This window comes from Nibribacter ruber (genome assembly GCF_009913235.1).
GTDB classification, from domain to species: Bacteria; Bacteroidota; Bacteroidia; order Cytophagales; family Hymenobacteraceae; genus Nibribacter; species Nibribacter ruber.
Map to the genome: position 1 here is coordinate 3,799,149 of NZ_CP047897.1, position 13,827 is coordinate 3,812,975.

The window sequence follows — 13,827 nt, forward strand, 5'->3', positions numbered from 1 at the left end:
CAATAAAGTGCCAAGGTGAGTTTTTTGTCTCACCTGGAACCTTATTGCCTGTTTAGGAAATTAGCTTTTAAATTAGGCTAATTGAGGTCAATAAACTCTAAGAATTAATACAGATAATTAAGAGCCGTGCGGTCATTGGTGTTGAACGGACGGTTCTGGCCGGTAGCCACACAAGCCAACATCCATGAAGTGGCGTCTGCCGTGGTAGGCGTGCCTGGGATGTGGATGGCACCTACGGTAGAGGCACCTTCATTGGTATAAGCACCGCCGCAAGAGTAAGAGCGGTCCATGTAATCAGTGTGACGGAAACCAATGGTGTGGCCTAATTCGTGGGCCAAAATGGTAGCCAGATAGTTGGTGCCAGGGCTGCTGCCCAGGTAGTCAGAGTTGACCAATACCTTGTTGTATGGGTTGCCACCAGACGGGAAACCGGCAGATGCCAAGTAAGAAGAACCGGTTGGAGCCTTGGATAACAAGATGTTATAACCGGAAGACACTCTGCGGAATCTAACCAACAGGTTTTCTGCGTTGTATCTCCGGATAGCCTCATCTAAGGCCGTCACATAAGAACTAGGCAGAGACGTGGTGATGGCTACGTTAATGGTACGGCCACTGCCCACGCTCACCAGATTGGAGGTACGGTACTGCTCTGTGTCACCCACGCGCAAGAACTTAGCGTCTTGTTTGGTGTTCAATTGCTCGTCGGTCAACATAATATCGCCCTCTACCAGGTAACCACCGTCAACGGCTTTTACATCTGTAGTGCCAAAGCCCATTTCATAGATCTTGGCTAGGGTTTCTTTAGAAACTGAGGCTTTTTCTACTACAGCCTCTTCTTCTTGTGAACATCCTGTGTTACCCAGAACAAGGGCCACAGCGGCAATTTTGAATGCGTAATGTAATTTCATAATTGTTAGGGGTTTGTTGAAAGATGAGCCTATGTTAAAGAGAAAAAAATGTATTGTCAAACTTTTTTTTAAATTAATTATAAAATATGCCCCTGGATTAAAAAATGATTGATGAGTGGAATTGATGCAAGAATGATTGTTAGGCAAATCGGCTATTAAAGTTTCGTGTACTTACATATAGTTGGCAATTAAATGATAAATAAATCAGGATAAATGTGGGTCTTAATTGTGCGCAATAGGTTATTAATTGAAAGTTTTTATGTTACTTTTTAAGTGATAATTTCCTTGTTTTACTAAGAAAGTAGTTGTTGAAGGTTGATGAAAGTGGGGTAAAACGGGGCTAGGCTCTACAATGGAGGCATGATGGCGGTTAACAAAAAAAGGCCATCCTGTTACGGATGGCCTTTTTTTGTTTAAAAGAAAAATGTGAGGAATTAAAACTTCTTAATCATACAGCCGGTGGGCCTTATTTCTGCGGTGGTGACAGGTCTTCCGGCCAGAGCATTTTCTAAGGCATTCTTCAAGTAAAATTCCTTGGCGTAGGCCTCTACCTGGGGGTTGTCATCAATGGCGCCTTTGTACTTCAGGTAAAACCCGTCAGGGGAGTTCTGCAACACAAACACCTCCGGCGTTTTGACCGCGCCAAACTGCTTGCTCACCTTCTGTTGATTGTCCAAGAGGTACGGCATAGCAGAAACGCTGGTATCTACCTGTTCAGAAAGCTCCTTGATGGTGTCACCGCCTTCTTCTAAACCAATGGCTGGGTTCACATAGATAAACTTTACGCCCTTGCCCGCATACGTATTGGCCAGGGTCTGCAACCGGCCGTCATAGAGTTTGGCATAGGGACAGTTCTTGCTTGTGAACACTACCACTACCACCTGGGCGTCTTTGAACTGTGACAGAGACATGGCCTGGTCTTTGGTGTTTTTTAGCGTGAAGTCCGCCACCTTGGCGCCTATCTTATAGCCCGTCTGTGCCAATGCAAGACCGCTGATGAGCAGACCAAGGGAAAGGGTAAAAATGCGTTTCATATTCTTATAGGTTAATTAGCTCTTACTGTGAAAGCGGGGCTAGTACATAAGTGAGCACAAACTCCCGGCTAATCTGGTAATGGACGGTATAGGTAAGTGTTTTTTCTGGAACTGCCACGGTGCCTCCAAAACGGCCAGCCGGTGCTTTTTCAAAATCCTCTACCAGCAACTGCCTCCTGAAATCCAATTGGCGCCGCGCATATACTTTGTACAACGTTTCTTTTGCGCTCCAATATACGTGCATCTTCTCTTCGTCGGCCTGCAGGAAGCTCAGTTCCTGCTCGTTCAGGAACCTGTGTGCCGCCCGCTGCACTTTCTTACCAATGATTTCAATATCTATGCCAACTTCATGAGTAGCAGAAAGAAGTACGGCCGCCCAGGACCCGGAGTGGGTGATGGAAACCTGCACATCGGCACCCTGCAGGTACGGCTGTCCGGTTTCCTGCTTTTGCAGCAGAACGGCGGGGTGGCCCAGTTTCTCCAGCAACAGCGCCACCAGCAACCTGGAGGCCAGCCATTCCCTACGGCGGGCTTCGGCCTTGAAAAAGGGCAGTTCTGTAGCCGGGCGTAGACTCAATAATTGAAATGTCAAGTCCTCTACGTCTTCCTGTATCTGCCAGATGCCCAGCACGGTGTTTTCATCTATGGTATGGATGTGGTGCAGCGGCATAGGAGCAGGGCGAGAGAAAGAAGGTGGTTTTTGGCCTGTTTTTGGTAAATTTAGCCAAAAATAGCATTCATCCTTTTTCAGGTTCTACATGGCCAGTCCGTTTCAGGTTCAGAAGATTGCCACCCTCACCGGGCACCGTGACTGCGTGTACACGGTAGAAGGCGCGGCGCAGGCGCATCAGTTCTTTTCTTCAGGGGCAGACGGCATGGTAGCCCTGTGGGACCTGACCCAGCCAGACACGGCCCAGCTGGTGGCCAAGGTAAGCAGTTCCGTCTATGCGCTCAAGTACCTGACCAGTCAGAACTGGTTGCTCATAGGGCACAACCAGAACAGCCTGGAGGTGTTAGATCTGGAGCAGAAAGCCATCCATAAAACTATTCCGCTGCCGGCAGCTGCTTCCATTTTTGACATTCAGGTGAATGTGGAGCTATCCCTGGCGTACGTGGGCTTAAGCAACGGGTCTCTGGTAGTCATTGACCTGGAAAAATTAGAGGTAACCGCGTCTTTGCTGCTTTCAGAAAAGAGCGTACGGAGCATTGCCGTGCACCCAGAAGGCAAGGAGCTGGCCCTTGGCTTAAGCGATCATAGAATTTTAATCCTGGACGCGCAGACGCTGGCCGTAAAGCAGACACTGGAAAGCCATACCAATTCTGTCTTCACGGTCGTCTATTCTCCCAACGGGGAGTACCTGATTAGTGGCAGCCGGGACGCTCATCTAAAAGTTTGGCAAGTACGCCAGAACTACCAGGAACATGCCAGCATCATTGCGCACCTGTTCACCATCAACCACATCACGTTCCACCCCAACGGGCGACTTTTTGCCACTTGCAGCATGGACAAGTCCATTAAAATCTGGGACGCTGAAACGTTTAAACTATTGAAAGTGATTGACAAAGCCCGCCACGCTGGTCATGGCACCTCGGTCAACAAATTGTTTTGGTCGGGTCATTGGAATCAGTTAGTTTCGTGTAGCGATGACCGCAGCATATCGGTTTGGGCCTTAACTTTGAAGGAATTATGAAGATTACACCGTTAGAAATAAGACAGAAGACGTTTGAAAAGGCGTTTAGAGGGTTGGACAAAGATGAGGTTCAGGCGTTTTTATTAACTCTTTCACAACAGTGGGAAAAGCTTCAGGACGAGAACAAAGACCTGAAGATGAAGCTGGAAGTAACCGGCCGCGAAGTGCAGAAAATGCGCGAGGTGGAGTCATCGCTGTACAAAACCTTGAAAACCGCCGAAGACACCAGCAACAGCATGGTGGAGCAAGCTTCTAAGGCCGCTGACCTGCAAGTGCGTGAGGCTCAGCTAAAAGCAGACCAATTGCTGGACGCCGCCCGCCAGAAAGCCCGCGCGGTGGTAGATGCCGCCTACCAGCAGGCAGACAAGACCATTGCCGACATGCAGGCCGAGGTGAAGCATCTGGAGCAGGATTACCTGCGCCTGGAAGACTACCTGGAAGGCATGGTGCGCGACTTGCAGAACATGGCCGCCGACGCCTTGGAGAAAGTAGAGAAGACCAAATCCAAACCAAAAGCCGCCATAGGAAGTATCTTATCTAGAGCCGCGCAGGCAAAAGCCCAGCGCCCTAACCAAGATAATGATACGTTTATGAACGCCTTAGCAACCCCAACGATAGAGACAGCCGCGCCAATCGCCCTGCCTGCCTCAGCTTTTATTGACCAGCCATTGGCCCAGCAGATTGGCGGCGGCGGAAGCCGTGAGTCCATTCCGGCCACGCCGGGTACGTTCCCAACCCCGCACATGCCTGACCCAACGCCAGACGTGCACCCAAGAACGCCGGAGATTGTGCCACCAACCCCGCATGTGCCTTCTACGCCTTCGCCTAAGCCAGAGATTGAGGAGCCTAGACCAGACACGGTGCCTGCACCCAAGCCCTCTCCGGTAGAAAATCCTGAGCCAGAGCGCGAGCAGCCGTTGCCTACCCAGCCAGAAGTACAGCCTCCGGGAACGCACAAGGCTGAGCCAGCCGTAGCCGCAACGGCTGATGGCGGTTCTTTCTTTGATGACATCGCGTAAGTAAACCTATGGGGCAAGTGGCACTGGAAGGCATGGAGTTTTTTGCCTTTCATGGATTCTCTGACGAGGAGCAGAAAATAGGAAACCGCTACGGTGTAGACATCTCCATTGAGACAGACTTACAAGCCGCCGCCGTTTCTGATGACCTGCAAGACACCGTGAACTATGTAACGCTGTACCAACTGGTGCAACAGGAGATGGCGGTTCCCGCGCGGTTGTTAGAACACGTGGGGCATAGAATCATGGAGCGGGTCTTTCAGGCATTTCCGTTTGTGCAGCTGGCCCGGGTGAGCGTCTCCAAATTCAATCCACCACTGGGAGGCATCTGCCACAAGTCTAAAGTCACCCTGGAACGAAAGCGATAAAGAAAACCACCGTTTTTAGCCTGTTTTCCAGGAAATAGCCCAAAAACGAATATAAAAGAGAAGCCCCGCCTAAATGCATCTAGGCGGGGCTTCTCTTTTATATGTTGTAAAGTTGAACGGAAATAGCTGCTTGTTAATGCAGATTCTACACATGAAGATTGCCCGAACAATAAATCGAGGTAGGGAGCAGTCTTCTGGAAAGTTCGATTAGATGTGGACCTTTGCCAAATGCAGATTCTCCGCTTGAGGATTGCCCAAACGAGAGTTTGAGGCAGCGAGCGTAGCCCAGAAGAGGGGTGTTAACATCAGCAGGAGAAACCAAGGCGCGGGAGACAAGGTAGTGCCTGGTCTCAACCTTCTCTGCAACGGCACCCCCCCATCCTAATCTTCTCCCTGAGGGAGAAGAGGCTACACTATTTCGTTTTTGGCCTGTTTTCCGGAAAACAGGCCAAAAACGCTGGCTCCTCTTCTTAATGGCCTCTTCCCCGGCCCCGGCCGTTGCCTCTTCGTTCTAGTTCTTCTTCCAGGTCGGCTTGCCAGTCGCGGTTTTTGTCTTTCTTTTTGCCTTTGCGTTTGAACAGGTCTTTTAGTTTTCTGCCGCCGCGTTTGAAGAGATCGTCTATGCCGTGGTCTTCTTCCTGGTACACGGGTTCTACCGGAACGGGCGGTTGGTACGGCGGGCAGTTGAGGTACATGCTGTACTGGGCGGGCAGGGCTGGGAACTGACTATGCGCCATTTTGCGAAAGTCACGTTCCTTGGTAAGCCGCTGGAAGAAGCCCGCCCAGATGGGAAGCGCCGTATTTGAGCCTCCGCCCAGTTCCAAATCCCGGAACCTTATGCGCCGGTCCTCGCCGCCCACCCAGGCACCTGCCACTAAGTCCGGGGTAAAGGCCACAAACCAGCCATCGGCTTGGGATTGGGTAGTACCAGTTTTGCCGGCTATGTCCATGTCCAGACCATATTCACTGCGCAGACGGCGGCCGGTGCCCTCATTGATGACGCTTTCCAGCATGGGACGCAGCAGCGAAGTGGTTTGGCTGGAGAGTACTTTCTGGCCCATTCCGTCCTGGTTGGTCTGGTCTAGCAGCACCCGGCCTGTCCTGTCTACAATGCGCAGCAGGTAGCGTGGTTTTACCTGATAACCTCCATTCGCGAAGGAGGCGTACGCGGCCACCATTTCATACAAGCTGGCATCGGCGGAGCCTAGGGCGAGCGCTGGCGTATTGGGTAACTCGCCCTGCAAGCCAAGGTTTTTAGCCACGGTTATCACCTGGGGAAGCCCCACCTGCAAGGCGGCGTTCACGGCTACGGTATTCACAGACTTGGCCAGAGCGCCCTGCATGGAGTAAGCTCCACCGTACACATCGTCTGAATTGCGCGGCGACCAGTTCTCATACTCAGGGAACACGCGCCGGTCGTTGGGGAAGTAGGAGCACGGCGAGATGCCGCGTTCCATGGCGGCGGCGTACACGAACGGCTTGAACGTGGAACCCACCTGACGCTGCGCCCGCACGTGGTCATATTTAAAGAAGGAGTGGTTAATGCCGCCCACCCAGGCCCGTACGTAGCCGCTCTTGGGTTCCATGGCCAAAAAGCCCGCGTTCAGATACCGCATGTAGTGCCTGATAGAATCCATGGGCGAGATGGTGCGGGTTTCCTCGCCGCGCCACCTGAACAGCTTCATGGGGACCGGCGTGCTGAAAATCTCGTCTATCTCTTCGGCAGACTTGCCCTGGGCCACCAGCCGTTTGTAGTGGAGAGACCGTTGTTTGGCGGCCGTCAGGATTTCGGGCTGACCCGACCAAGGCGCTTTCTTGCCCCAGTGCTTGTCAAAGTCTACCTGCAGGGCGTACATGCGGCGCTTGAGGGCGGTTTCTGCCGCGCGCTGGGCACGGGTGTCTAGAGTGGTGTAAATCTTGAGGCCGTCTGTGTAAAGGTTATAGTGGCCGCCGTCGGGCTTCTCCTGCAGGGCAGCCCACTTGGTGAGTTCTTCGCGCAGGTGCTCCCTGAAATAGGTGGCCAGGCCGCTGTTATGCGAATACAGGTTATACTCTAGTTTGAGCGGTTTGCCCTGAAGCACTATTTTTTGATCCTCTGGAAGATAGCCGTACTTAGTCATTTGGGCCAGTACCACGTTGCGGCGCTGTTTAGACCGGTCTGGGTGGATGCGGGGGTTGTAAGTGGTAGTGGCCTTGAGCATGCCAATGAGCGTGGCCGCCTCTTCGGTTTTCAAAGAATCTGCCGAGGTATTGAAAAAACGCCGCGCCGCCGATTCTATGCCATACACGTTGCCGCCCATGGGCACGGTGTTGAGGTACAGTTCCAGAATTTCCTGCTTGTTGTAGACAGACTCCAGCCGCTTGGCCAGAATCATCTCGCGCAGCTTGTTCACGGGCATGGACAAAAAGCCCACGTCCTTTCTGGGATACAGGTTCTTGGCCAACTGCTGGCTAATGGTACTGCCACCGCCGGAGCTTTCTTCCTGCAACAGGAGCGTCTTCAGGAAGACCCGGGCCAGGCTGCGGTTGTCCACTCCGTCGTGCTCATAGAAACGGGCGTCTTCGGTGGCAATGAGGGCTTGGATGACGGGCTCGGCAATTTGGTCATAGCGTACGTTGGTACGGTCCTGAATGAAATAGCGGCCCAGCAGGACCCCGTCTGCCGAGTAGACTTCTGAGGGCATGTTGTTCTGCACGTCCTTGAGTTGGCGCTTAGTGGGCAGCCACCCAAACACCCCAAAATACACAGACAAATAGAACAGAAACAACAGCAAGACAACATACAGCAGTCCCTTGCCCAGCAGCCGCAGCCAGCCTTGGAGTGTCAACGACTGCCAGTACTGCTTGGTGAGTTTAGGGGCATGCCGGTGCCTCCAGCGTTTCCAGCGGGTATTTATAAAGTCTGAGAAGCTCCCGAAATAGGTATTGAAAAAGGGCATGCGGTAAGAACGTAGAAACTACGGCGGGGGATAGAATTTAATGACTAATGATTAGTGACTAATGAATAAAATAAATGGAGTAATGCCGAGGAAGTAATGAATGATGAACGTTGGAAGATGAGAGAATTGCATTGGAAGTTTTGATTTTCTGCTTTGTACCCCTTGTTCATCAATTCCTGCAAGACAACTCTCTGGGCCTTTTCCATTCACTTTTATTCATTAATCATTTTCTTCAACCGGGCGGCATTGACGGGGGCGTGGCCGCCTATGTCATTGTCGAAGTAAACGAACACGTCTTTTCCCTCGGCAGACCAGACCTTTAATTTCTCTGCCCAAGTTTGCAAAGTGGTTTCTGAGTAACTGCCGTTGTACTTGCCTTCAGGGCCATGCAGGCGTATATAGACAAAGTCTGCGGTCACTTCCAGCGGAGACTGATGGCCGTCTAGGTCATAGATGCAGAAGGCAATGTTCTTTTGTTGCAGCAACGCATACACTCTGGCATCATACCAACTCTGGTCTCTGAACTCAATGGTGTACCTGTAAAAAGGAGGGAGGGCGGCTAGAAACTGCTCCAGCCGTTCCAGGTTCAGGCGCCAGGCCGGCGGCAGCTGAAACAAGATGGGGCCCAGCTTCTCTTCCAGAGCTTGCACATTCCCCATGAACTGCGCCAGGCTCTGCTGCGGGTCCTTCAGCTTTTTCATGTGCGTGATGTAGCGGCTGGCCTTCACCGCAAATAGAAAGTCTGGAGGCACGCTGGTGCGCCAGTTGGCAAAGGTCTCTGGGCTGGGGAGCCGGTAAAAGGAATTGTTGATTTCTACGGTGTCAAAAAAGCGCAGATAGTAGTTGGTGAACTGGGCAGAGGCCACGCCAGCGGGGTAGAAATTCCCCTTCCAGTGATTGTAATGCCAGCCCGATGTCCCTATGTAGAATTCGCCCAGTTGCGTCATAGGCTTCTATACCGTGCGGCAAGGGGAGAGGTTGTGATGTCGTTTTTGGGCTATTTCCTGGAAAACAGGCCAAAAACGGACTACTTGTTCAGATACTTGTGAAAGAACCAACCACCTATGGCGTACAGAAACGCATCTGTCAAATCTGCCGTGTACCTGGGCATAAAAAGCGGTAACACCACTTCAAACGCCATGGCATAATACACCACGGCTATGCCCACCTGATGCGGAGTGAGCCTGAAGTGAGGCCCATGCAAGAGGCGCATGACCAGAAGCGAAACGTTCAAAATAAGCGGAAGGCACAGCAGGTCATCCAGGTAAAACCGAATCCAGGCGGCCCGAGGCAACTCTAGCCACGTCCAGAGCCGGTGCCCAGCGTACACAGCCGCCAGAAGCCAGAACAGCGGCGAGAGCGTTTGCCAGTTTACCCGGCCAAAAGCGCGATGAGCCATAAGACAAAGGAGAGGATGGCGATGAAGGTGAGCTGGAATCCCTGGACTATGCGTTTCCAGAATCTGGTGAAGGCCGAGTCTGTGGGAAAGATCTCAATGAGGGTAATGTTGATTTTCTTGCTTTCCTCTTCCTCGCGTACTTGCTGGTGCAAAAGCCGTTGGTGCGCCGCAGGGTCTAACAAGCCCTGGCAATGCTGGCAGCGGTCGGTGGCCTGATGGTGCCAGGTAGACCATTGCTGGCAATGCGGACATCTTTTGGTGGCGTTCATGGGGAAGCTAGATAGAATACGTACGGAAGATGGAAGCCATTAGTGGGTGGCAAGTTACACACCAAACGCTTGGCATGAAGGCAAATTTAAAATAGAACGCAACAAGCCGCGCGGGTATTTGATGCGAAGCAGGTCTATGGAACTAGCGTCTTTTGCTATCTTTGCCAAAACCTGCCCTGCCGTGTATAAACAACTCATTCGTCCGCTCCTGTTCAAGTTTGACCCAGAAGAAGTACACTCCTTCACCAACTCTGCCGTCAAAACCGCTTTCAGCCTGCCGCTGGCCAAAACCCTCTCCAAGAGTCTCTTTCAAGTGGCAGACCCTCGTCTGGAACGCAAAGTCTTCGGGCTTACGTTTCCCAACCCCGTTGGCCTGGCCGCTGGGTTTGACAAAGACGCCAAGATGATTGACGAGTTTTCTGAACTGGGCTTCGGGTTTATTGAGATTGGTACGCTTACGCCCAAACCGCAGGAAGGCAATCCCAAGCCGCGTTTGTTCAGGTTGCCGCAAGACGGCGCCATCATCAACCGCATGGGCTTCAACAACCAGGGCGTAGACGCGGCGGTGGAACGGCTCAGAGCCAGAAAAAGCCAGGTGATCATTGGCGGCAACATAGGCAAGAACAAAGTCACGCCCAATGAGCAGGCCCTGCAAGACTACCTTTATTGTTTTGATGCCCTGTATGACGTGGTGGATTACTTTGTGGTGAACGTAAGTTCGCCCAACACGCCAGACTTGCGGGCGCTGCAAGAGAAAGAACCGCTCCTGGACCTGCTATCCAACCTGCAAAACCGCAACCAAGGAAAAGCCAAACCCAAGCCGCTTCTCCTTAAAATAGCCCCAGACCTCAACCACGCCCAGCTGGATGACATTGTGGAGATTGCGGTGCAGACCCACCTGGCCGGAATCATTGCCACCAATACCACCATCAGCAGAGCTGGTCTGAGCACCCCGGCGCAAGTAATTGACAGCATAGGCATGGGCGGATTGAGCGGTAGACCCTTAAAACAAGCTTCTACCGAGGTGCTGCGCTACCTGCGCCAGCAACTGCCCGAAGAAATTCGTCTGGTGGGTGTGGGCGGCATTATGACCGCAGAAGACGCACTGGAAAAATTAGCCGCCGGCGCCGACCTAGTGCAACTCTATTCTGGTTTCATCTATGAGGGTCCGGCCTTGATCAAACAAATCAACCAACGCCTGTTGCGCTAATACTGGGCACAACTGGTAGAGCCACTAGAAGTAGCAATTAGATTTCAGCTTTAGAATTAACAGCCTGTGAGATGCGCCTTATTGAGACAGGAGCAAAGCTGCTTTCAATCTTTACTGGAACTGCTACTCTCAACTCAAACTTTTAACTCTTAACTAAATCCCTCGTTTTTCGCCTGATTTCCAGGAAATAAGCCAAAAACGCGCTAGCCCGGGGTGTAAAAGGATTGATTGGTAATACGCGTTGCGGTCTATATTTAGAAAAGTAGATACTGCAGGATTCGTAACGGCGGTTTGCCTAGAAAAATGTAGATTTGAGGTTTGGAGACATCATGGCTACGAACACATATAAACGCGAAGTAGGGACTGGACCGCGGCCTAAAAACATGCCGAGGGGCCAGAATGAACCCAAGGGAAAAGCAGAGGCGCGGGCTCCTAAAGAACCCAAGGCCAAACGCTCTTTCTCTACCCCCAGCTTTTCTTTCAACTTCTTAAAAGACAGACGTCTGCAACTGTTTGTGGGCTTTTTCTTCCTGCTTTCTAGTTTGTACCTCACCATTGCCTTCGTCTCTTACCTTTTTACGGGTACGGCAGACCAGAGCGTGGTAGAGTCGGTGACTGTAGATGCCGTGAAAGAAGCCGGCCTGGAGTCAGAGAACTGGCTGGGCCTGTTTGGCGCCTGGGTGTCTGACTATTTCATCAACCGCTGGTTTGGCATTGCCTCCTTCTTTTTTGTGCCCATCATTTTTTACGTAGGCTATAAAATTGTCTTCCGGCGCACCACCATCACACTTTCCTCTGTGGTGACGCTGTGTTTGTTCGGTTTGCTGTGGGGCAGCATCTCGGCGGGCTACGTGGTCCTCACCAGTGACCTTACCGGCGATTACAGTTTTTTGAGCGGTGCCATTGGTTATGAGACGGCCCTGTGGCTGGAAAGCCTGTTGCGCTGGGGAACCGGCTTGCTGTTGGCCTTCGCGCTGATTGCCTTTGTCATGTTCTTCTTCAACATTACCACCCTCAATAGACCTAAGCCAGCCGTAGCAGCGCCAGAAGGTAACGCGTACCGTCAGGACTACCAGGAGGGTGTGTACGCCTCTCCGTCGGTGGCCATGAACCACCTCACCAATCCTTCGGGGAGTATTGAGCCTGAGGAAGAAGAGGAAGAAATGGTCTATCCTGCTCCGTTTGCCATTCAGCAGCAAGAAGACGAAGAAGAGTATCACGAGGAAGACGAGGCGGACTATGCCGAGGACGACCAGGAGGAAGATTTGTTTGCCGTGAATGACCTGCCGGTTTCTCCCCGTTCTGTTATGCCGGCCACCTCTGTGCCGCTTGCCCTGGAAATGGACGAAGACTTTGACGACGAGGTGCTGTTGGATGACCTGGACGAAGAAGAACCGGAACTGGATTTGGACATTGCGCCCATTCCTGCCCATCTGGAGGTAGAGGCCGTGACCAGTGAGAACTATGATCCCACGCTAGACCTGCCTCGCTATCAATACCCGCACATTGATTTGCTGACTGACTACGGCCAGGGCAACAAAGTGCAGGTGAGCAAAGAAGAACTAGAAGCCAATAAAGACCGCATTGTAGAGACCCTGGGCAACTACAACATTGGCATTGCCAGCATCAAAGCCACCATCGGGCCTACGGTTACGCTGTATGAGATTGTGCCAGACGCGGGTGTGCGTATCTCCAAGATTAAGAGCCTGGAAGATGACATCGCGTTGAGTTTGGCGGCTTTGGGAATTCGTATCATTGCGCCTATTCCGGGCAAAGGAACCATTGGTATTGAAGTGCCCAACAAGAAGAAGGAGATGGTATCCATCAAATCTATCTTGAGCACTGAGAAGTTCATGAAGAGCGAAATGGACCTGCCCATTGCCTTCGGGAAGACCATCACCAATGAAGTGTTCATCACTGATTTGGCCAAAATGCCCCACTTGCTCATGGCAGGTGCCACGGGTCAGGGTAAGTCGGTTGGTTTGAACGCCATCTTGACCTCTCTACTTTATAAGCGCCATCCTTCGCAACTCAAGTTTGTGTTGGTAGACCCTAAAAAAGTGGAGCTATCGCTGTTCAACAAGATTGAGCGCCACTTTCTGGCCAAACTACCGGATACGGAGGAAGCCATCATCACCGACACCAAAAAAGTGGTGAATACGCTCAACTCCCTGTGTATGGAGATGGACCAGCGCTATGACTTATTAAAAGATGCCGGTTGCCGAAACCTCAAAGAATACAATGTCAAATTTGTAGAGCGTAGATTGAACCCGAAGAAAGGGCACAAATTCATGCCGTACATTGTGCTGGTGATAGATGAGTTGGCAGACTTGATGATGACGGCCGGTAAAGAGGTGGAAACGCCTATTGCCCGTCTGGCGCAATTGGCGCGGGCCATTGGCATTCACTTGGTGGTGGCTACGCAGCGTCCATCAGTAAATGTGATCACGGGTATCATCAAAGCGAACTTTCCTGCCCGAATTTCCTTTAAGGTAACGTCAAAGATTGACTCGCGGACCATTCTGGACACCGGCGGCGCCGATCAGCTGATTGGCCAAGGCGATATGCTCTTCTCTTTGGGCTCAGATTTAATCCGGGTGCAGTGCGCGTTTGTAGATACGCCCGAGGTGGATAGAATCTGTGATTTCATTGGCGAGCAGCAAGGTTATTCAGACGCGTACCTGTTGCCAGAGTTTGTAGGCGACGAGAGCGGCAATGACAAGGCAGACTTTGACCCGAGCAACAAGGACGCCATGTTTGAGGAGGCCGCCCGCATTGTGGTGACGCACCAGCAGGGAAGCACCTCTTTGTTACAGCGTAGATTGAAGTTGGGCTATAACCGCGCAGGCCGTTTAATTGACCAATTAGAGGCCGCCGGCGTGGTGGGTCCGTTTGAGGGAAGCAAGGCCCGCGAAGTTTTAATTCCGGACGAATACAGTTTGGAACAGTTATTGAATACACTGGATCGTAACTAACACCTAGATCCACTTTTT

The 13,827-nt window shown here is 51.8% G+C and carries 12 protein-coding genes; 5 read left to right on the plus strand and 7 right to left on the minus strand.

Annotated elements, in window-relative coordinates:
• Positions 1–104 precede the first annotated feature (104 nt).
• The 3 genes from GU926_RS16055 to GU926_RS16065 form a co-directional block, all read right to left on the minus strand.
• The gene (locus GU926_RS16055) at positions 105–908 is read right to left on the minus strand and encodes a M57 family metalloprotease (RefSeq protein WP_160693649.1); all 804 of its coding nucleotides are present in this window, start codon (positions 906–908) and stop codon (positions 105–107) included.
• 434 nt (positions 909–1,342) lie between these two features.
• On the minus strand, positions 1,343–1,942 hold the full coding sequence (locus tag GU926_RS16060; protein ID WP_160693651.1) for a redoxin domain-containing protein: 600 nt from the start codon (positions 1,940–1,942) through the stop codon (positions 1,343–1,345).
• 22 nt (positions 1,943–1,964) lie between these two features.
• Positions 1,965–2,612, minus strand: coding sequence for a 4'-phosphopantetheinyl transferase family protein (locus GU926_RS16065; RefSeq protein WP_160693653.1), 648 nt, complete (start codon positions 2,610–2,612; stop codon positions 1,965–1,967).
• A gap of 88 nt (positions 2,613–2,700) precedes the next feature.
• Here GU926_RS16065 and GU926_RS16070 point away from each other — a divergent pair, with 88 nt between their 5' ends.
• Genes GU926_RS16070 through folB form a run of 3 tightly spaced genes read left to right on the plus strand, consistent with a single transcriptional unit; the run spans position 2,701 to position 5,017 of the window.
• Positions 2,701–3,633: a WD40 repeat domain-containing protein gene (locus GU926_RS16070; protein ID WP_160693655.1), complete on the plus strand. Its 933-nt coding sequence runs from the start codon at positions 2,701–2,703 to the stop codon at positions 3,631–3,633.
• Positions 3,630–4,652: a DivIVA domain-containing protein gene (locus tag GU926_RS16075; protein ID WP_160693657.1), complete on the plus strand. Its 1,023-nt coding sequence runs from the start codon at positions 3,630–3,632 to the stop codon at positions 4,650–4,652. The genes GU926_RS16070 and GU926_RS16075 overlap by 4 nt, the downstream gene beginning before the upstream one ends.
• Before the next feature lie 8 nt (positions 4,653–4,660).
• A complete protein-coding gene (gene folB / locus GU926_RS16080; RefSeq protein WP_160693659.1) occupies positions 4,661–5,017 on the plus strand; it encodes a dihydroneopterin aldolase in 357 nt (118 codons plus the stop codon).
• Between the two features lie 470 nt (positions 5,018–5,487).
• Here the strand turns inward: folB and GU926_RS16085 are convergent, their stop codons facing one another.
• From GU926_RS16085 to GU926_RS16100, 4 genes are all read right to left on the minus strand, one after another.
• Positions 5,488–7,956 (minus strand): penicillin-binding protein 1A, encoded by a 2,469-nt coding sequence (locus GU926_RS16085; protein ID WP_160693661.1) that lies wholly within the window; start codon positions 7,954–7,956, stop codon positions 5,488–5,490.
• Positions 7,957–8,168: 212 nt separating this feature from the next.
• Complete coding sequence (locus GU926_RS16090) at positions 8,169–8,903, minus strand: DUF72 domain-containing protein (protein WP_160693663.1); 735 nt, start codon at positions 8,901–8,903, stop codon at positions 8,169–8,171.
• Between the two features lie 80 nt (positions 8,904–8,983).
• Complete coding sequence (locus GU926_RS16095; protein WP_160693665.1) at positions 8,984–9,355, minus strand: hypothetical protein; 372 nt, start codon at positions 9,353–9,355, stop codon at positions 8,984–8,986.
• On the minus strand, positions 9,328–9,624 hold the full coding sequence (locus tag GU926_RS16100) for a hypothetical protein (protein ID WP_160693667.1): 297 nt from the start codon (positions 9,622–9,624) through the stop codon (positions 9,328–9,330). Before GU926_RS16100 ends, GU926_RS16095 begins: the two co-directional genes overlap by 28 nt.
• 181 nt (positions 9,625–9,805) lie before the next feature.
• Here GU926_RS16100 and GU926_RS16105 point away from each other — a divergent pair, with 181 nt between their 5' ends.
• Both GU926_RS16105 and GU926_RS16110 read left to right on the plus strand, forming a co-directional pair.
• Positions 9,806–10,834 (plus strand): quinone-dependent dihydroorotate dehydrogenase, encoded by a 1,029-nt coding sequence (locus GU926_RS16105; RefSeq protein WP_160693669.1) that lies wholly within the window; start codon positions 9,806–9,808, stop codon positions 10,832–10,834.
• Between the two features lie 329 nt (positions 10,835–11,163).
• Positions 11,164–13,809, plus strand: coding sequence for an FtsK/SpoIIIE family DNA translocase (locus GU926_RS16110; protein ID WP_160693671.1), 2,646 nt, complete (start codon positions 11,164–11,166; stop codon positions 13,807–13,809).
• Positions 13,810–13,827: the final 18 nt, after the last annotated feature.

Bases quoted from the DNA above. Each gene is read 5' to 3' on its own strand.
- GU926_RS16055 (WP_160693649.1), bottom strand. From the start codon at position 908: ATGAAATTACATTACGCATTCAAAATTGCCGCTGTGGCCCTTGTTCTG.
- GU926_RS16060 (WP_160693651.1), bottom strand. From the start codon at position 1,942: ATGAAACGCATTTTTACCCTTTCCCTTGGTCTGCTCATCAGCGGTCTT.
- GU926_RS16065 (WP_160693653.1), bottom strand. From the start codon at position 2,612: ATGCCGCTGCACCACATCCATACCATAGATGAAAACACCGTGCTGGGC.
- GU926_RS16070 (WP_160693655.1), top strand. From the start codon at position 2,701: ATGGCCAGTCCGTTTCAGGTTCAGAAGATTGCCACCCTCACCGGGCAC.
- GU926_RS16075 (WP_160693657.1), top strand. From the start codon at position 3,630: ATGAAGATTACACCGTTAGAAATAAGACAGAAGACGTTTGAAAAGGCG.
- folB (WP_160693659.1), top strand. From the start codon at position 4,661: ATGGGGCAAGTGGCACTGGAAGGCATGGAGTTTTTTGCCTTTCATGGA.
- GU926_RS16085 (WP_160693661.1), bottom strand. From the start codon at position 7,956: ATGCCCTTTTTCAATACCTATTTCGGGAGCTTCTCAGACTTTATAAAT.
- GU926_RS16090 (WP_160693663.1), bottom strand. From the start codon at position 8,903: ATGACGCAACTGGGCGAATTCTACATAGGGACATCGGGCTGGCATTAC.
- GU926_RS16095 (WP_160693665.1), bottom strand. From the start codon at position 9,355: ATGGCTCATCGCGCTTTTGGCCGGGTAAACTGGCAAACGCTCTCGCCG.
- GU926_RS16100 (WP_160693667.1), bottom strand. From the start codon at position 9,624: ATGAACGCCACCAAAAGATGTCCGCATTGCCAGCAATGGTCTACCTGG.
- GU926_RS16110 (WP_160693671.1), top strand. From the start codon at position 11,164: ATGGCTACGAACACATATAAACGCGAAGTAGGGACTGGACCGCGGCCT.